General features: G+C 60.5%; 17 protein-coding genes. 10 read left to right on the top strand and 7 right to left on the bottom strand.

Annotation, left to right across the window (positions count from 1 at the left end; genetic code table 11):
• Positions 1-15 precede the first annotated feature (15 nt).
• A complete protein-coding gene (locus AC07V4_RS08565; RefSeq protein ID WP_492635947.1) occupies positions 16-951 on the bottom strand; it encodes a lipid A biosynthesis lauroyl acyltransferase in 936 nt (311 codons plus the stop codon).
• Between the two features lie 119 nt (positions 952-1,070).
• Between AC07V4_RS08565 and minC the strand changes: the two genes are divergently transcribed.
• The 7 genes from minC to AC07V4_RS08600 all read left to right on the top strand — a co-directional run bounded on the left by minC (position 1,071) and on the right by AC07V4_RS08600 (position 7,875).
• Positions 1,071-1,808: a septum site-determining protein MinC gene (gene minC / locus AC07V4_RS08570; protein ID WP_492635946.1), complete on the top strand. Its 738-nt coding sequence runs from the start codon at positions 1,071-1,073 to the stop codon at positions 1,806-1,808.
• 200 nt (positions 1,809-2,008) lie between these two features.
• Positions 2,009-2,821 (top strand): septum site-determining protein MinD, encoded by an 813-nt coding sequence (minD, locus tag AC07V4_RS08575; RefSeq protein ID WP_016970146.1) that lies wholly within the window; start codon positions 2,009-2,011, stop codon positions 2,819-2,821.
• A gap of 3 nt (positions 2,822-2,824) precedes the next feature.
• Positions 2,825-3,079: a cell division topological specificity factor MinE gene (gene minE, locus AC07V4_RS08580; protein ID WP_010208824.1), complete on the top strand. Its 255-nt coding sequence runs from the start codon at positions 2,825-2,827 to the stop codon at positions 3,077-3,079.
• Between the two features lie 96 nt (positions 3,080-3,175).
• Positions 3,176-3,811 carry an RluA family pseudouridine synthase gene (locus tag AC07V4_RS08585; RefSeq protein ID WP_003192838.1) on the top strand — a complete coding sequence of 212 codons (636 nt, stop codon included), beginning with the start codon at positions 3,176-3,178 and terminating at the stop codon, positions 3,809-3,811.
• Positions 3,812-3,983: 172 nt separating this feature from the next.
• The gene (locus AC07V4_RS08590; protein ID WP_431749517.1) at positions 3,984-5,273 is read left to right on the top strand and encodes a M18 family aminopeptidase; all 1,290 of its coding nucleotides are present in this window, start codon (positions 3,984-3,986) and stop codon (positions 5,271-5,273) included.
• A gap of 187 nt (positions 5,274-5,460) precedes the next feature.
• Positions 5,461-5,637 carry a hypothetical protein gene (locus tag AC07V4_RS08595; protein ID WP_431749516.1) on the top strand — a complete coding sequence of 59 codons (177 nt, stop codon included), beginning with the start codon at positions 5,461-5,463 and terminating at the stop codon, positions 5,635-5,637.
• A 72-nt stretch (positions 5,638-5,709) separates the two neighbouring features.
• Positions 5,710-7,875, top strand: a complete 2,166-nt coding sequence (locus tag AC07V4_RS08600) for a mechanosensitive ion channel family protein (protein ID WP_492635945.1) — start codon at positions 5,710-5,712, stop codon at positions 7,873-7,875.
• Positions 7,876-7,952: 77 nt separating this feature from the next.
• Here the strand turns inward: AC07V4_RS08600 and AC07V4_RS08605 are convergent, their stop codons facing one another.
• The 5 genes from AC07V4_RS08605 to AC07V4_RS08625 form a co-directional block, all read right to left on the bottom strand.
• Positions 7,953-8,177: an MbtH family protein gene (locus tag AC07V4_RS08605; protein WP_034117011.1), complete on the bottom strand. Its 225-nt coding sequence runs from the start codon at positions 8,175-8,177 to the stop codon at positions 7,953-7,955.
• An 82-nt stretch (positions 8,178-8,259) separates the two neighbouring features.
• Positions 8,260-9,654 (bottom strand): aspartate aminotransferase family protein, encoded by a 1,395-nt coding sequence (locus AC07V4_RS08610; RefSeq protein WP_492635944.1) that lies wholly within the window; start codon positions 9,652-9,654, stop codon positions 8,260-8,262.
• 138 nt (positions 9,655-9,792) lie between these two features.
• The gene (locus AC07V4_RS08615) at positions 9,793-10,560 is read right to left on the bottom strand and encodes an N-acetylmuramoyl-L-alanine amidase (RefSeq protein WP_492635943.1); all 768 of its coding nucleotides are present in this window, start codon (positions 10,558-10,560) and stop codon (positions 9,793-9,795) included.
• 125 nt (positions 10,561-10,685) lie between these two features.
• Positions 10,686-12,005, bottom strand: coding sequence for a sensor histidine kinase (locus AC07V4_RS08620; protein ID WP_492635942.1), 1,320 nt, complete (start codon positions 12,003-12,005; stop codon positions 10,686-10,688).
• On the bottom strand, positions 12,005-12,685 hold the full coding sequence (locus AC07V4_RS08625; RefSeq protein WP_431749511.1) for a response regulator: 681 nt from the start codon (positions 12,683-12,685) through the stop codon (positions 12,005-12,007). The genes AC07V4_RS08620 and AC07V4_RS08625 overlap by 1 nt, the downstream gene beginning before the upstream one ends.
• A 175-nt stretch (positions 12,686-12,860) precedes the next feature.
• Between AC07V4_RS08625 and dsbD the strand changes: the two genes are divergently transcribed.
• The 3 genes from dsbD to dsbG are packed head-to-tail and all read left to right on the top strand — an operon-like array spanning position 12,861 to position 16,176.
• A complete protein-coding gene (dsbD, locus tag AC07V4_RS08630; protein ID WP_492635941.1) occupies positions 12,861-14,588 on the top strand; it encodes a protein-disulfide reductase DsbD in 1,728 nt (575 codons plus the stop codon).
• Positions 14,588-15,439, top strand: coding sequence for a prolipoprotein diacylglyceryl transferase family protein (locus AC07V4_RS08635; RefSeq protein WP_492635940.1), 852 nt, complete (start codon positions 14,588-14,590; stop codon positions 15,437-15,439). The genes dsbD and AC07V4_RS08635 overlap by 1 nt, the downstream gene beginning before the upstream one ends.
• On the top strand, positions 15,415-16,176 hold the full coding sequence (gene dsbG, locus AC07V4_RS08640; protein WP_492635939.1) for a thiol:disulfide interchange protein DsbG: 762 nt from the start codon (positions 15,415-15,417) through the stop codon (positions 16,174-16,176). Before AC07V4_RS08635 ends, dsbG begins: the two co-directional genes overlap by 25 nt.
• 55 nt (positions 16,177-16,231) lie before the next feature.
• Here dsbG and AC07V4_RS08645 read toward each other — a convergent pair whose 3' ends face one another.
• On the bottom strand, positions 16,232-18,934 hold the full coding sequence (locus AC07V4_RS08645; RefSeq protein ID WP_492635938.1) for a hypothetical protein: 2,703 nt from the start codon (positions 18,932-18,934) through the stop codon (positions 16,232-16,234).
• Positions 18,935-18,991: the final 57 nt, after the last annotated feature.

The raw sequence follows: 18,991 nt of genomic DNA on the forward strand, positions 1-18,991 counted from the left end.
TGGGAAAGGTAGGGCTTACCGACGGCGTTTCTCGTACAGCTTAGGCTCACCCGGTGGCCGGCTCTTGAAGCGGCGATGGGTCCACAGGTATTGCTCGGGGCATTCGCGCACCGAAGCTTCGACCCACTGGTTGATACGCAGGCAGTCGATCTCATCGGTTTCGCCAGGGAAGTCAGTCAACGGTGGGTGAATCACCAGGCGATAACCGCTGCCATCGGCCAAGCGCTCCTGGGTGAACGGCACTACCAGCGCCTTGCCCAAGCGCGCGAATTTGCTGGTGGCGGTCACGGTGGCGGCCTGGATGCCGAACAGCGGCACGAAGATGCTTTGTTTGGCGCCGTAGTCCTGGTCCGGTGCGTACCAGATGGCGCGGCCGGCGCGCAGCAGCTTGAGCATACCGCGTACGTCGTCGCGCTCTACCGCCAGGGAGTCGAGGTTATGCCGCTCGCGGCCACGGCGCTGGATAAAGTCGAACAGCGGGTTGCCGTGCTCGCGGTACATGCCATCGATGGTGTGCTTCTGCCCGAGCAGGGCGGCGCCGATTTCCAGGGTGGTGAAGTGCAGGGCCATCAGGATCACACCCTTGCCTTCCAGCTGTGCCTGCTTGAGATGCTCCAACCCTTCGACATGGGCCAGCCGTGCCAGGCGCGGCTTGGCCCACCACCAGCTCATGGCCATTTCAAAGAAGGCGATGCCAGTGGAGGCAAAGTTTTCCTTGAGCAGGTGTTGACGTTCCTTGGCGGTTTTTTCCGGGAAACACAGTTCCAGGTTGCGTGCGGCAATGCGGCGGCGATCGCCGGCCACGCGGTACATGCCCGCGCCCAATAAACGACCAATGGTCAACAGCGCCCGGTACGGCAACTGAGTGATCAGCCATAGCAGGCCGAGTCCCAGCCATAACAGCCAAAAACGCGGGTGAAGAAATACAGCTCGAAAACGCGGGCGATCCATTACAGATTCCGGTAAAGACATGGGCCGCGCATTCTACAACGGTTCGACTCGGCTTGCGGCCCGCGGATGTTCTCGTTATAAGTCTCGACACTTTTCGTGACAAGCCGCTTTTGCCGACCATGAGCCAAACCGAACCGCTAGACCAAGATCCCGTGTTCCAGCTGAAAGGCAGCATGCTCGCCATCACCGTGCTGGAACTCGCCCGCAATGACCTCGACGCCCTGGACCGCCAACTGGCCGCCAAGGTCGCCCTGGCGCCAAACTTTTTCAACAATGCCCCCTTGGTATTGGCCCTCGACAAGCTGCCGGCCGGCCAGGGCGCCATCGACTTGCCCGGGCTGATGCGTGTCTGCCGTTCCCATGGCCTGCGGACTCTGGCGATTCGTGCCAGCCGTATCGAAGATATTGCCGCAGCCATCGCTATTGAACTGCCAGTATTGCCGCCGTCCGGTGCCCGAGAACGTCCGCTTGACCCAAGCGAAGGCGAAGTGAAGAAAAAACCGGAAAAACCAGCGGAGCCGCTGATCAAGCCTACAAAGATCATCACCTCCCCCGTACGGGGCGGGCAGCAGATTTACGCCCAGGGTGGCGACCTGGTGGTGGTCGCGCCGGTCAGTCCGGGTGCGGAACTTCTGGCCGATGGCAACATCCATGTATACGGCCCGATGCGCGGACGTGCCCTCGCCGGCATCAAGGGAGATACCAAGGCCCGTATTTTTTGCCAGCAGTTGACCGCTGAGCTAGTGTCCATCGCAGGCCAGTACAAGGTTTCAGAAGATTTGCGCCGTGATCCGCTGTGGGGGGCCGGGGTGCAGGTCAGCCTGTCGGGCGATGTGTTGAACATCATCCGTCTTTAACGGATACTGCCGCATTTTCCAAGCATCTCTAGACTCTGATAGCACAGCGAAACCGGCAAGACTTGCGTAGGAATATTGAAGACTGGTGTTTCCCCTGCGGAAACCACAGTTTTTTTCCTACCAGGCTGTCCGCCTGCAGCGAGTTCCAAGAGATGTTTTTCAGGGGCTGAAAAGTCCTTTTTCCTTAGGGGTGAAACACCTTGGCCAAGATTCTCGTGGTTACATCCGGCAAGGGTGGTGTGGGTAAGACCACCACCAGCGCCGCTATCGGTACCGGTCTCGCTCTGCGCGGCCATAAAACAGTTATCGTCGACTTCGACGTCGGCCTGCGTAACCTCGACCTGATCATGGGCTGCGAACGCCGTGTGGTGTACGACTTCGTCAACGTGGTCAACGGCGAAGCCAACCTGCAACAGGCCCTGATCAAGGACAAGCGCCTTGAGAACCTGTACGTGCTGGCCGCCAGCCAGACCCGTGACAAAGACGCGCTGACCAAAGAAGGCGTAGGCAAAGTCCTGGCCGAGCTGAAAGAAACGTTCGAATACGTAGTTTGCGATTCGCCGGCGGGTATCGAAACCGGTGCTCACCTGGCGATGTACTTCGCCGATGAAGCCATCGTGGTCACCAACCCGGAAGTTTCCTCGGTACGTGACTCGGACCGTATGCTGGGCCTGTTGGCCAGCAAGTCCCAACGCGCCGAAAAAGGCGAAGACCCGATCAAGGAGCACTTGCTGCTCACCCGTTACAACCCTGAGCGCGTCAGCAACGGCGAAATGCTCGGTGTTGAAGACGTGAAGGAAATCCTCGCAGTGACCCTGCTGGGCGTCATCCCGGAATCCCAGGCAGTCCTGAAGGCTTCCAACCAGGGTGTTCCGGTCATTCTCGACGACCAGAGCGACGCCGGCCAGGCGTACAGCGACGCCGTCGACCGTCTGCTGGGCAAGTCCGTGGAACATCGCTTCCTCGATGTCAAGAAGAAGGGATTCTTCGAGCGTATCTTTGGAGGCAACTAAACAATGAAATTTCTCGACTTCTTTCGCGCCAACAAAAAGCCAACGACCGCGTCGGTAGCGAAAGAGCGTCTACAGATCATCGTGGCGCACGAACGCGGCCAACGCAGCACGCCGGACTACCTGCCAGCCTTGCAGAAGGAACTGGTCGAGGTGATCCGCAAATACGTCAATATCGGCAACGATGACGTGCATGTCGCTCTGGAAAATGACGGCAGCTGCTCGATTCTGGAACTTAATATCACCCTGCCTGATCGTTGATCGAAAGGGCGGTCGTCACGGCGGCTCGGTCACCCTGATCCCTTTTTGGGAACCGGGTGGGCGAGCCGCCGTTGGCGTTTGTAACGAGGCTGTTTAATGCCGCTGTCCAATATTCATATCCTGCATCAGGACGACGCTGTCCTGGTGGTGAACAAGCCGACCCTGTTGCTCTCGGTGCCCGGCCGGGCCGATGACAACAAGGATTGCCTGATCACCCGCCTGCAGGAAAACGGCTACCCCGAAGCCCGTATCGTCCATCGACTGGATTGGGAAACTTCAGGGATCATCCTGCTAGCCCGGGATGCCGACACCCACCGCGAACTGTCCCGCCAGTTTCACGACCGCGAAACCGAAAAAGCCTACACCGCACTGGCTTGGGGCCAGCCGGCGCTGGACAGCGGCAGCATCGACCTGCCCCTGCGCTACGACCCGCCGACCAAACCACGCCACGTGGTGGACCACGAGTTCGGCAAGCATGCGCTGACGTTCTGGAAAGTGCTGGAGCGCTGTGGCGACTGGTGTCGTGTGGAGCTGACGCCGATCACCGGGCGTTCGCACCAGTTGCGCGTACACATGCTGTCGATCGGGCACCCATTGCTGGGGGATGGGCTGTATGCCCATGAACAGGCCCTGGCCGCTTGGCCGCGGTTATGCCTGCACGCAAGCATGCTCAGCTTCACTCACCCGCAAAGCGGTGAGCGGTTGCGTTTCGAGTGCCCAGCCCCATTCTAAAACTGGTAATGCGATCAAAATGTGGGAGGGGGCTTGCCCCCGATGGCGGTGTGCCAGTCCATGGACTCAGTGACTGACACTCTGTTATCGGGAGCAAGCCCCCTCCCACATTTGTTCTGTGCACTTTTCGCCACCGACGGTAAACTCCGCGCATTGCTGTCTGGAGCTATTTATGCGCGAAGCGTTGAATCAAGGCCTGATCGACTTCCTCAAGGCCTCCCCTACTCCTTTTCATGCCACTGCCGCCCTCGCCCAGCGCCTGGAAGCGGCCGGTTACCAGCGTCTCGACGAGCGCGACACCTGGACCACCGAGCCCAACGGCCGCTATTACGTCACCCGTAACGACTCCTCGATCATCGCCTTCAAGCTCGGCCGTCACTCGCCGCTGCAAGGCGGGATTCGCCTGGTCGGCGCCCACACCGACAGCCCGTGCCTGCGGGTCAAGCCCCAGCCGGAGCTGCAACGTCAGGGCTTCTGGCAGTTGGGCGTGGAAGTGTACGGCGGCGCACTGTTGGCGCCGTGGTTCGACCGCGACTTGTCACTCGCCGGCCGCGTCACCTTCCGCCGTGACGGCAAGGTCGAAAGCCAGTTGATCGACTTCAAGTTGCCGATTGCCATCATCCCCAACCTGGCCATTCACCTGAACCGCGAAGCCAACCAGGGTTGGGCGATCAATGCCCAGACCGAGCTGCCGCCGATCCTCGCGCAATTCGCCGGTGACGAGCGCGTGGATTTCCGCGCCGTACTCACCGAGCAATTGGCACGGGAGCATGGGCTGAACGCCGACGTGGTGCTCGACTATGAGCTGAGCTTCTACGACACCCAAAGCGCAGCCGTCATCGGCCTCAACGGCGACTTTATCGCCGGTGCGCGCCTGGACAACCTGCTGTCGTGCTACGCCGGCCTGCAAGCCTTGCTCACCAGCGACACCGACGAAACCTGTGTGCTCGTCTGCAACGACCACGAAGAGGTCGGCTCCTGCTCCGCCTGCGGTGCCGATGGCCCGATGCTGGAACAGACCCTGCGCCGCCTGTTGCCTGAGGGTGATGAATTCGTACGCACCATTCAGAAATCACTGTTGGTTTCAGCGGACAACGCGCATGGCGTGCACCCGAACTACGCCGAGAAACACGACGCCAACCATGGCCCGAAACTCAACGCTGGCCCGGTGATCAAGGTCAACAGCAACCAGCGCTACGCCACCAACAGCGAAACCGCCGGTTTCTTCCGCCACCTGTGCATGGCCCAGGAAGTCCCGGTGCAGAGCTTTGTGGTACGCAGCGACATGGGCTGCGGCTCGACCATCGGCCCCATCACCGCCAGCCACCTGGGCGTACGCACCGTGGACATCGGCCTGCCGACATTTGCCATGCACTCGATTCGGGAACTGTGCGGCAGTCATGACCTGGCGCATTTGGTGAAGGTGCTGGGCGCGTTCTACGCGAGTCGCGATCTCCCCTAAGACCGAGGCGCGACCATCGCGGGCAAGCCCACTCCCACAGGGAAATGCATTCCAAACTGTGGGAGCGGGCTTGCCCGCGATGGCGATTTTAAGCACACCGAACTCCACCTGACACACATCAACCCAATTTTCTGTAATCCGACCTAGACTTGTCAGTATTCCCACTCCGACAAGGCTATCCCCTGCCATGATTTCCATGTCCTCCTTCCACGCCATGCTTATCCCCATCCTGATCGGCATGATCCTACTGGCGACAGGCTTCAACTTTCGCGACAAGCCGGTAGGCGTGTTCGGTATGTGGATCGGCATGCTGCTGATCCTGGGCACCGTGGTTTACAAGATCCTCGCCAAACTGGCGGAATGACAAATGCACTCGCATTGGGCATAGCGGCCTCGTACACTCGGTCAATTCGTCGTTTCCAAGGTTGACCGCCTCGTGCTCTCCCGTCTGTTCGCCCTGCCCTGCTATGCCTTGATCGCTCTGCTCACCCTGCTGCCGCTCGCGCCTGCCCAAGCCGTGAGCTTGCCCGGCCTGCTGGGCAACGCCACCAAGACCCAACCCCAGGCCGACGTCCCCCTGGGGCAGTCGCTGGACGAGGTGATCAAGACCCTCGAAAACGACCAGCAGCGCACCCAACTGCTGAGCGACCTGAAGAAGCTGCGCGCTGCCACGCAGAAGGCACAACCGGCCGCCGAAGAGGGCGTGCTCGGTTTGATCGGCGGCACGCTGGCAGGCCTTGAAGCGCAGTTCTCCGGGGCCGACAGCCCACTGGCGCGCTGGTCCAATGAAGTCGACCAGGCCAAGGACGAACTCAGCGCCCTGATGATGCCGGCCAGCGAATGGCTCCCGATCATCTTCGGTTTTGCCGTGATCCTGGCACTATGGAGCCTGCTGGCGGCGGCGCTGATCTGGCTCAGCCACCGCGTGCGCGAACGCTTCGGCCTGCCGGAAGAACTGCCACAGCACCCCCGTACCTGGGACATGGTGCGCTTCGCCCTGCGCAAGCTGGGGCCGTGGATGATCGCGTTGATCATCACGGTGTACTTGAGCTACGCCTTGCCTTCCTCCCTGGGTAAATCCCTGGCGATGGTGCTGGCCTATGCGCTGGTGGTCGGCACCTGTTTCTCGGCGATCTGCGTGATTGCCTTTTCCGTGCTCGACGGCCCCCACCGTCATCGCGCGCTGTATATCCTGCGCCATCAGGCGTTCCGTCCGCTGTGGTGGATCGGCAGCTTTGCCGCCTTCGGCGAAGCCTTGAGCGACCCGCGACTGGTAACAGCGCTGGGCCAGCACCTGGCCCACACCGCCGCCACCATTGCCAATGTGATGGCAGCGCTCTCCACCGGCGTGTTTATCCTGCGTTTCCGTCGCCCCATCGCGCACCTGATTCGCAACCAACCACTGTCCCGCCGCCTCACACGCCGCGCCCTCACCGACACCCTGTCCATCATTGGCACCTTCTGGTATCTGCCGGCGCTGCTGCTGGTGGGTATTTCGCTGTTCGCCACGTTCCTGTCGGCGGGCGACACCAGCACGGCATTGCGCCAGTCGCTGCTGTGCACGGTGTTGCTGGTGCTGTGCATGGTGATCAATGGCCTGGTACGCCGCCACGCCCTCAAGCCGCAACGCGGGCACAAGCGCCATGCCTTGTACTCCGAACGCCTGAAAAGCTTTGTCTACACCCTGGCCCACCTGGTGGTCTGGCTGGTGTTTATCGAACTGGGCCTGCGTGTATGGGGGCTGTCGCTGATCCGCTTTACCGAAGGCGACGGTCATGAGATCAGCGTCAAGTTGTTCGGCCTGGGCGGCACCCTGCTGTTTGCCTGGCTGATCTGGATCCTCAGCGACACCGCGATCCACCACGCCCTGACCCGCTCGCGCAAAGGCTTGGCCAACGCCCGCGCGCAAACCATGATGCCGCTGATCCGCAACGTGCTGTTCGTGACCATCTTCATCATCGCCGCCATCGTCGCCCTGGCGAACATGGGCATGAACGTCACGCCCCTGCTGGCCGGTGCCGGTGTGATCGGTCTGGCCATCGGTTTTGGTGCACAGTCGCTGGTAGCGGACTTGATCACCGGCCTGTTCATCATCATCGAAGACTCCCTGGCCATCGATGACTACGTGGACGTCGGCGGCCACCTCGGCACCGTCGAGGGCCTGACCATCCGTACCGTGCGCCTGCGCGACATCGATGGCATCGTGCATACCATTCCGTTCAGTGAAATCAAAAGCATCAAGAACTACTCCCGGGAGTTCGGCTACGCGATCTTCCGGGTGGCGATCCCCTACAACATGGAAATCGACGACGCGATCAAGCTGATGCGCGATGTCGGCCATAAAATGCGCAACGACCCGCTGCAACGCCGCAACATCTGGTCGCCGCTGGAGATTCAGGGCGTGGAAAGCTTCGAGTCCGGCAGCGCCATCCTAAGGGCGCGCTTTAAAACCGCCCCGATCAAGCAGTGGGAAGTGTCGCGGGCGTTCAACCTGTCACTCAAGCGCCACCTGGATGAAGCCGGGCTCGACCTGGCGACACCGCGCCTGAGTGTGCAGGTGGTAACCGCCGGCAGCGTGCAGGAGAAAGATCAACAACAATAAAGAAGGAGAGGGATTAAGGCGGCGACAGCTTATCTCTACACCAACACACCGCCCCTCCCACATTGGAATGCAGTGAATCAGTTGGCCAGCACCGCACCGTCCATCTTCTGGCGCAGGCTCAACGGGCGCATGTCGGTCCAGACTTCCTCGATGTAGGCCAGGCACTCTTTCTTCATGCCGCTCTTGCCCACGGTGCGCCAGCCTTCTGGCACGGCCTTGTAGTCGGGCCAGATGGAATACTGTTCTTCGTGGTTGACCACAACCTGGAAGAGGATGTCGTCGCGGTCAAATACTGAGGTCATTGCGGTTCTCCGTCGCTCAAAGGCTGGCTGCGCACTGCGCGCAGCGTTGATATCTGTAGAAACGTATCAGGACACAGAAAAATTAGAGGCCGGCCACTGCCGCGGCCAGCGCACGCCCGAATATCTCGGCGACCCGGTCGACTTCGGCGGCGGTAATGACCAACGGCGGCAGGAAGCGCACCACGCTGCCGTGGCGGCCACCCAGCTCCAGGATCAAGCCACGCTTGAGGCATTCACGCTGCACCAGCGGTGCCAGTTGGCGATGCACCGGTGGATGACCCTGGCTATCGAGTGTGCCGTTCGGGTCCACCAGTTCCACGCCGAGCATTAGCCCACGCCCCCGTATATCCCCCAGTTGCGGGAAGTCCCGTTGCAGGATGCGCAAGTGTTCAGCCAAGCGTTCACCCATGGCGGCCGCGTGACCGGCCAGGTCGTGCTCCTTGAGGTAGCGCATCACCGCCGAACCCGCGGCCATCGCCATCTGGTTGCCACGGAACGTCCCAGCATGGGCGCCTGGCAGCCAGGTGTCGAGCCAGTCGCGATACACCACCACCGCCAACGGCAGGCTGCCGCCGATGGCCTTGGACATCACCACAACATCCGGGATGATGCCGGCGTGTTCAAAGGCAAACATCTTGCCGGTACGGCCGAAGCCGCTCTGGATCTCATCGACGATCAACGCCACACCGGCCTGTTCGGTGATACGCCGCAGACCGCGCAACCAGTCGAGATCGGCGGGAATCACCCCGCCCTCGCCCTGCACCACTTCGACAATCACCGCCGCCGGCAGCGCTACGCCGGCTTCCGGGTCATTGAGCAGATTTTCCAGATAATGCAGGTTGACCCGCACGCCTTCCGCGCCGCCCAGGCCGAACGGGCAGCGATAATCGTAAGGGTACGGCAGGAACTGCACGCCATTGGCGAGCAAGGCACTCAAGGGTTTCTTCGGCCCCAGACTGCCCATCAAACTCAACGCGCCCTGGCTCATGCCGTGATAACCGCCCTGGAATGACAAGACCGTGCTACGGCCGGTGGCGGTACGCACCAGTTTCAGCGCGGCTTCCACTGCATCGGTACCGGTGGGCCCGCAGAACTGGATTTTCGCTTCCCGCGCCAGCTCGGCAGGCAAAAGGCCGAACAGGTCCTGTACGAACTGGTCTTTGACCGGTGTGGTCAGGTCGAGGGTGTGTAACGGCAACTCGTCGCTCAGCACCTGTTGAATGGCTTCAATCACCACCGGGTGGTTATGGCCCAACGCCAGGGTGCCGGCGCCGGCCAGGCAATCGATGAAACGGCGACCTTCCACGTCTTCCACGTAGATACCCTTGGCACGCTTGAGCGCCAAGGGGATACGTCGCGGGTAGCTACGGGCGTTGGATTCCTGTTGGCGTTGGCGGGCCAGCAGTGGGGTTTCTTCAAATTGGTAGAGCGTTTCGTGAAGCTGCGTGTCTTCGATATGGCTGATAGCGACGGACATTACTCGATCCCTCATCTGATTCCTGTTCTGGAAACGCACCAGCGAGGAAAGGATTTAGGGGTAGTGGTCGCTAACAGGCAAATGAGCCTCAAATGTGAGAGGGAGCATGCCCCCTCCTACTTTTTGATCGTGTATGCGTCAGAGCCCGCGGTATTTTTCATTCAACGCATACAGAATCGCGCAGGTTTCTGCATCCAGAAACCCACAATAATCCCTGGCTCTAAAGTGCATCTGGAACGCCCGGGTCCGTTGCTCAAACATCTGCCGATTCTTCGCCGGCGCATACCCATACCGCTGGAAAGCCCGCTCCACCCCTACCTCCGATGGCAACCCCAGGCAAAACCGGCGCTGATACATGGCCCGTGTCGCCTCATCGAACCAGGCACCCATGCCTGCTTCATACAAACACCGCCAAGGCAGTTGCGGCCCCGGATCGCTCTTGCGCCAATACGCCACATCCGAATGGCCGATCACGTTGGTCGGCCCGATCTGCGGGTAGCGACCAAGAATGTCGCGCAGCAGGGCAATCAGCACCTCGATCTGCGCCGCAGGGTATGCTGGAAAGGTAAACACGCCACCGTCATCCCGCGCCACGTTGACGATCTCGATGCCGATTGCCCGGCTATTGAGGTTGTCTCGCCCCTCCCAGTGGCCCACACCGGCGTGCCAGGCACGTTTGTCTTCATTCACCAGGCGAAATGCCCGCAGTTCGTCATAACCCGCGGCGTGGTAGGCGGGTTCATTCGGGTCGGGCAACAAATAATGCGCACTGACGCCACCCTGGGTCAGCGTATTCAGGGAAGAGGTGAACGGCGCTGCCGTGTAGTGCAGCACAACCTGCCCCACGGGCTCGCCGTTACGTTCATTGAAATCTTTGGAAGGAAAACTGCTATCGATGACCAACATAAGGATCGTCCTTTTTCAGTACAGGCCGAGTCATTCAGCCCGCTAGAGCACAAAAAAATTACCGCCATCCTGAACGGCTGAATTCCTGGAAGGCAGTAATTATTTGGCACTTGAAAAAGAACAGGTCAGCGTCGCAGCGGCATACCCAGGTCAACCCGCAGACCGTCCGGCTGGCTGTCGAACTTCAGCGAGCAGGAGCAACGCTGGACAATCGCCTGCACAATCGCCAGGCCCAGGCCGCAGCCCTCACTGTTGCCGTTGCGCCAGAAACGCTGCGTGAGGTATTGCAGGTCTTCGCTGGAGATCTGCTTACCATGGTCACGTACCCGGAAGACTACGTTGTCGGCCGCCGTCAGCACGCTCAGCTCCACCCGTGTATCCGCCGGGGTGTGGCGCAAGGCGTTGTCCAACAGGTTGCGCAGCGCCGCGACCGCCAGGCCCACCGGCATTTCCACCGGGGTGATCGAGAGATTGTCGGGCAGGATCAGGTCAATGCGCCGGTTGTCACCTGCATTGGCGTCCTGGATCGCCAGGCGCGCCACTTCTTCGGCGCTGGAATGCATGCCGTCGTCGAACGACAGGTTGCCCTCCACCCGCGCCAATAGCAGTAACTGCTCAAGAGTACGGTGCAGGCGGTCGGCGCCCTCTTCAGCATGAGCCAGTGACTGATCGCGAGCCGCGCCTTCGGTCATGCGCGCCACTTGCAGGTGGGTCTTGATCGCCGTCAGCGGGCTGCGCAGCTCATGGGCGGCGTCACCGGTGAGGCGACGTTCGCGCTCGATGGTCTTGGCGATGCGTTGCAGCAGTTGGTTCTGGGTGTCGAGCAGCGGCTTGAGTTCGCTGGGCAACGGGTGGATCTGCAACGGTTCGAGGGAGTCAGCGCTGCGGCGCATCAAGGCGTCACGCATGCGGTTGAGCGGCACCAGGCTCTGGCCGATGCCCAGCCACAACAGGCACAGACACCCCAGCAAGGCCACACCGACCGGGACCGAGGCGGCCAGCAGGATCGACAGGTTCAACGCCTCGCGCTCCACCTGGCGGTCGGCGGTGGTGATCAACAAATCACCGCGAGAGAGGGTAAAACTGCGCCAGCCCACGCCGTCGATGACCTGATCGCGAAAGCCGCTCTTGCGCGACTCCAGCCCTTCCTCCGGCGTGACATGGCTGCGCGCCAGGATTTCGCCGCGCAACGAACTGACCTGGCAGGCCATGCCGCCCGGTACGTCGAGCTGTGCGGTGCGTAGATACGTGCGGCCGCTCACACTGGCCAAGCCCGGCATCTGTTCGGTCAGCCCCGCCACCATGCGTGCTGACGCCACCAGACGCTGGTCAAGGGAGAACATCATCTGGTTACGCAGGTCGTTGAGCATCCAAGCCGCCGCCAAGACCCAGATCAACACAAAAGCAGCGCCCAATTTAAACGTCAGGCGCAGGCGCAGGCTCATCACGAGGCGTTCTCTCCACCGTCAGCCGTGCCCAGGCGATAACCCAGGCCGCGCACGGTCTCGACGATGCCATTGCCCAATTTGCGGCGTAGGTGATGGATGTGCACGTTGAGGGCGTTGCTTTCCAGCTCGTCGTTGAAGCCGTAGACACTGTCCTTGAGCTGCTCGCTGGACAGCACGCGGCCCTTGTTATGCAACAAGGCTTGCAGCAGCGCCTGCTCGCGACGGGACAGGTCCACCGGTTGGCCGCCCAAGAAGGTCTCGCGGCTGCTCGGGTCGTAGGCCAGCCGACCGTGTTCGATCAGGTTGACGCTGCGCCCCGCCACGCGCCGCAGCAGGGTTTGCAGGCGGGCGGCGAGTTCGCGCAGGTCGAAGGGCTTGAGCAAGTAGTCGTCGGCGCCGGCTTGCAGGCCGTCGACGCGGTTGGTCACTGAATCGCGCGCAGTGAGGATCAGCACCGGGATTTCCAGGCCCTGGCTGCGCTGCTGCTGCAACAGCTTGAGGCCGTCTTCATCGGGCAGGCCGAGGTCGAGCACCATGATGTCGAACGTGGCAGCCTTGAGCATGGCCCGCGCCGCGGCGGCCGAGGCGACGCGCTCAACGGTAAAACCCTGGGCGGTCAGGCCGGCTACGATGCCGCTGGCGATCAGTTCATCGTCTTCACAGACCAGTACGTGCATGCTGAACCCTTCATAAAAGATGGGGGAATTAAAGGCTGGGCGGATTAACGGCCGATTATGCCGTAAAAAGAGGTGCGCCCAGATTATCCCTACACTCTAGAATAGCGCCGGTTAATCATCGGTTAATCAACGCCACACATTGTGTGCCTCACTTGCATCGAACTAAGGCTTGACCATGCGGCATCTGTTTACTTTTTTGCTGGTGTTGTTCGCAGGATTCGCCCAGGCAGCGCCGGGTAATCCGTTTGAGACCAAACCCGACTTCCTCCCGGTGGGCAAAGCCTTCACCTTTACCTCCGAACGCCTGGAAAGTGGCGAGACCCAGCTGTATTGGCAGATTGCCGACGGTTATTACCTGTACCAGCAACGCATGAAGTTCGACGGCCTCGCCGAAAAACCGGCACTGCCCCAGGGTGAAGACCATAGCGATGAGTTCTTTGGCGAGCAGCAAGTGTATCGCCAGGGCTTGGAAGTGAAGATCCCCGCCGGTGTCACCGGTAAGGTCAAGCTCGGCTGGCAGGGCTGCGCCGATGCGGGCCTGTGCTACCCGCCGCAGTCAATCACCGTGGACCTGGGCGGCAACCCGGCCGTTGCCGCCACTACCCTGGCCCAGGACCAGATCCTGGCCAGTGGCCTGCAACAACGCAGCCTGGGCTGGAGCCTGTTGGTGTTCTTCGGTTTGGGCCTGCTGCTGGCGTTTGCGCCGTGTTCGTTGCCGATGCTGCCGATTCTCGCCGGCCTGGTCGTGGGCAGTGGCGCCAGCCCACGCCGTGGTTTTGCCCTGGCCAGCAGCTATGTGGTGTGCATGGCCTTGGTGTATGCAGCGCTTGGCGTATTGGCCGCGCTGCTCGGCGGCAACCTGGCCGCGCTGCTGCAAACCCCGTGGATTCTGGGCAGTTTCGCCGCGCTGTTCGTGATCCTCGCCCTGCCAATGTTCGGTTTTTTTGAACTGCAACTGCCCGCCTTCCTGCGTGATCGCCTAGACAACGTCAGCCGCCAGCAAAGCGGTGGCAGCCTGGTCGGCGCCGGGGTTCTGGGGGCGCTGTCCGGCCTGTTGGTCGGCCCGTGCATGACCGCGCCCCTGGCCGGTGCCCTGTTGTATATCGCCCAGAGCGGCAACGCGCTGCACGGCGGCTTGATTCTGTTCACCATGGGCATCGGCATCGGTATCCCATTGTTGCTGCTGGTGACCGTGGGCAACCGCTTCCTGCCCAAGCCGGGCACCTGGATGAATGTGCTCAAGGGTATCTTCGGCTTCCTGTTCCTCGGCACCGCCGTGTTGATGATTCGCCCGGTAGTCGGCGAAAGCCTGTGGCTCGGCCTGTGGGGCGCACTGGCGCTGGTCATGGCCTACTGCGGCTGGACCCTCGCTCGCGAATACGGGTTGGCGGCCAAGGTGTTCGGCGCCGGCTCCCTGGTGCTGGGCCTGTGGGGCGCGGTGCTGGTGGTGGGCGCGGCCGGTGGCAGCGATGACCTGTGGCAACCACTGAAGGTCTACAGCGGCTCGCGGGTTGCCGCCACGGCGAGCGCTCATGATGCGTTCATGACCATCAACGACCCGGCCGTGCTGCAAACCCAGCTCGACGCCGCCAAGGCCCAGGGCCAATGGGTGCTGGTGGACTACTACGCCGACTGGTGCGTGTCGTGCAAGATCATGGAAAAACAAGTGTTCGGCCAACCCGGCGTGATGGACGCCCTGAAAGATGTGCGCCTGCTGCGCCTGGACGTCACCGCCGACAACGCCGCCAGCCGCGAGCTGCTCGGCCGCTACAAAGTGCCAGGGCCACCGAGTTTCGTGTGGATCGGCCCGGACGGTGAAGAACGCCGCGCCCAACGTATCACCGGCGAAGTGGATGCCGCCGCCTTCCTGCAACGCTGGACGCAAACCCGGGACGCGCTCTGATGCTGACCCTGACCATCGGCACCTTCGCCATTGCCCTGAATCATATCCTGCTGATCAGCGCGCTGATTCTCGCCACCCTGGTGGGTTGGCGAGTGGCCAAGCGTGGCGGGGAAAACCCTGAGTCGGTGCTGTTCAGCCTGTTTTTGCTGGGCATGCTGGTGGCACGCCTCAGCTTTGTGCTGATGTACTGGAGCGAGTACAGCCACGACCCGCTGCAAATGGTCGACCTGCGCGATGGCGGTTTTCTTCCCTGGCCCGGCGTGATCGCCCTGGTGCTCGGCGCGCTGCTGTATGGCTGGCGCCGCCCTGCCCTGCGCACACCGCTGAGTGCCGGCGTGGTCACCGGGCTGGTGTTCTGGGGGTTGACCAGCCTGTCACTGAGCCTGTACGACAAGGGCGCGCAACTGCCGGACATCACCTTGCGCAACGCCAATGGCGACGTGGTGCAACTGGCCGACTACAAAGGCGGCCCGTTGGTGATCAACCTCTGGGCCACCTGGTGCCCACCGTGCCGCCGCGAGATGCCGGTACTGGAACGCGCCCAACACCAGCGGCCCGACGTGACCTTCCTGTTCGTCAACCAGGCCGAAAGCATGCAAAGCGTCAGCACCTTCCTCGCTACCCAGGGCCTGACCCTCGACAACGTGCTGTTCGACGCCAGTGGCCGCCTCGGCCAGGCCGTAGGTTCCATGGCGTTGCCGACGACCCTGTTCTACCAAGCCGATGGACGCCTGATCAATAGTCATCTGGGCGAACTGTCCCAGGCCAGCCTGGCCCGCGCCATGGAACCCTTCGACAACGCCCCCGCCGCCACAAGGAAACCGACATGCCTCGCCTCCGCCACCTGCTGACCCTGCTGCCACTGACCTTGGCCGCGACCCTGGCCCAGGCCGAAGACTGGCCGGCGCCAATCAAACAGATCGAAGCCAAGGGCGCCAAGATCCTCGGCAAGTTCGACGCCCCCAGCGGCCTCACCGGCTACGCCGCGCAATACCAGAACCGCGGCATGGCCCTGTACCTGACCGCCGACGGCAAGAACGTAATCGCCGGCAACCTGTACGACGCCCAAGGCAACGACCTGAGCAGCGCGCCCCTGGAAAAACTGGTCTACGCGCCAATGGCCAAGGAAGTCTGGGCCAAGATGGAAAAAAGCAGCTGGATCCAGGACGGCGACATCAACGCGCCGCGCATCGTCTACCTGTTCAGCGACCCCAACTGCCCGTACTGCAACATGTTCTGGGAACAGGCGCGTCCGTGGGTCAAGGCCGGCAAGGTGCAGCTGCGCCACATCATGGTCGGTATCATCCGCGAAGACAGCGCGGCCAAATCCGCCGCGTTGTTTGCCGCCAAAGAACCGCAAAAGGCCCTGGAAGAACACGAAGCCGCCGGTAAAGGCAGCAAGTTGCAGGCGCTGGCGAAGATCCCGGCGAATATCGAGGCCAAGCTGGATGGGAATATGAAGTTGATGGATGAGCTGGAGTTGTCGGCGACGCCAGCGATTTTTTATCTGGATGACAAGGGTGGGTTGCAGCAACAGCAAGGGGCGCCTTCGCCGGAGAAACTCGGAAAAATTTTGGGCTCTAAGTAGCCGTTTGCTCGCCCCCAAAGTCTTCGCAGAGGCGAGCAAAAGGAGCGCATTCTACTTAATAGTCAAGTTCGAAATCGTCCAAGTATGAGTGTTGTTGATTGGTGGCGCTTATACGAACGATTTGTTGCCCTATCGGAGCAGTGAAATCAACCCTGCTATTTAAAGGCAATCCAGATCGAGTTCCGAGAACCGCACTATTCGCACCGTAAAAGGTAAAAGCTCCATAATACGCATTGCGCGTAAAAGAAAACCTGACACGCGAATAACCACGCTTGAGGAAGAGGTCAACGGTTTGCGTTGGCATCGGCCCTTCTGTAGTCGCTGCACAGTTCAACGCAATGGCGTTGCCAGAAGTCATACCAGGAACTGCTGGATTGGCAGCATGAATACCAACCGTACCTGACTGAGCCCTGATCGTCATCGTTGAAGCGTCAACGTTAGTGCCAGCAGGATACTGGCCATAAGGGAGGGAATTGAAATTTTCAAAGACCGTCGTGATCACACGCACGATCAAAACCCTTGATGGACAGACCACCGCATTGCTTTTGTTTGCGCTGCCATCCGTCGTCACTCTAAACACCAATGTCAAGTTGGTAGCGTCTTTCAGCTTATCCAACTCAGATCGCAATAGAGGAGCGGCCACCCCAGCAGTCAACTCACCAGCGGTAATGCCCCTGGCCGCGTAGACAGGGAAAGAATAGAGCGTGCCGTCCTTTTTCGTCCCAGTTGCGTCCAACCAACAGATATGTCCAGCCCGCAAAAACCACATCGGGTCTTCGAGAGAGTTGGCATTTCCAGTAAAGGTCCTCAGATCCAGAACCCCGTTCTGAGTCCTCGACGGAACGGCCTCCAGCACGTTCGGCGTTTCCAGACGCACTGGAAGACTGATAGCCAATTTCAGCGCAGGAGAAGTCTGCATCTTGCACGCGGTCGTCACGGTGTAAACGATATCCACCGTTTTCCCCATACTCTCGATCACTGCCTCAGGTGGCAGCGCGAAGATGACGGCTCCCGTGGAACTGCCCGGTTTCGATGCCAACGGCCAGCAAGTGCCATTCGGTTTTTTCCAGCAGACACTGATGGTGTGCTTGGCGTGGTTACCCACGTAATCCACCTCGACATGGACGCCGTTGCGCCCATTGTAAGCTGTCAAGTTGGTGCCCACGGCCTCCGTTACCTTGGGCGCAGTCAGGGCCAGAGGCTCCTGCTCGATTTTGAACGTCTGCACAGGAAATGCATGAGCACTCGCCAGATCACATGCCTCACAAAAACTCGCCGCAAAGTGCAGTTCAAACTCGCTGCAATCGGCCAACTTTTTCAGGTCAGCTCTCAGGATAGGCGTATCAACTCCGCTCGCCTTCCACTCGTCTGTAACAGGCGCATCCATCAAAATATCGAACCGGTAGGCAGTACCGTCTTCATGTTCACCAGTGATCCACATCCAGCAACAGTTCGAACACTCTGCGTAATCCCATACGGGAACCAAGGCCGTTGCTCCCCCTGGGAATGTCTGAAGGTCCAGAACCTTGCCCGTTGCCTCTTCAATTTCCGAGTGGGTAAATTCAGGCGATGACACATTGACGAGTTGTTCGGGTGATGCCTGAGGCTCCTCACTATTCGGGAATTCAAGGGTGTATGCCAGTGTCATTTTTTTATTGAAGAAACACGCAATGTCACACGCTGACAGCTCAACGGCCGGCATATCGCCGTCGTTGGCCACTGTCACGCAGCCGAGCGACTTGGAACCGTAGCCCGGCCCGCTCAGGGTGAAGCAGACATGGTCGCCTGCATAGGTGTCCAGGCTGGGGACATCGACATCCCCTCCGTCTTTAGTGAGTACGGGATTAAGGTGCCACTCACGGTTGTAGTCCACAGACTGGCGCAGATGAGGAGGAGGCAAATCCAGCCCAGGTGCCACAATCAACGCTGCGGTCCGACGCCGCTGGATCTCCAGAGCATTCGCCGGCAGTCGCGTTTCAAGGTGCGGGTCGACTTCAGCTGGAGGCTCAGCTGACAAACCGCTGGTAATCCAGGCGCTTTGTAGCGTAATGGACCTCCAGGGTTTACGTCGCGCCAGCCAACCGCGTGCGATAGAGAAGCGAAGCACGTGCCCCGCAACGGCCTCTTCAGCACTCAATTCGTGACCATAAACCACGGTATAGAAGGTATACGGCACAACGTCCTGCTCGGTCACCGCGGTGCAGTAGACCTTGTCACCCTCCTTGGCAAGAGGCGGTACCGGCACCAGCACCGTCTCATCGCCCGTATGATCGTTCATGTCATAGGTAGGCGTGTTGTGCACAATTTTTTCGTGGAGCAAGTAGGGCGCAAGGTTTTCACTTTCACTGGCTGGATAGAACGATATCCCCACTTCCTTGCCCAATGATTGCGCTGCCTGCCCTTGGGCTTTCCCTGTATATGAAATGAGGGCTGTAAATCCCATAAGCCGGGTTAGGTAATTCAAAGGGATTGGTATCTTCCTCGCCCCGGACTGACCGCTTGAGTCCACAATAGCCTCGAGTACCGGCTCAGGCGCCTCCTTTGCACTGAACGTAACGGTGATGGGCGAACCGTCCATGCGTGGGTCAACGGTCAGGTAAGAACCTGGCATTCGAGAGGGAACGACGGTGCCGTCCACCTCACTGGAAATCTGCGCAGCGGCAACTTCCAGCGCTTTGGGCTTGAGCAGTTTTGGCGATTGGGTTTCGACTGGATCTGAGACAGTTTCGGCTGTGGTTGGTGCTTTTTCTTTAGCCATGACAAGAACTCCGTGTTTAAAGGGGCAGCAACCTCGGCCAGCATGAAGCCGAGGTTT

Source organism: Pseudomonas sp. GW821-FHT03A09 (genome assembly GCF_059421065.1).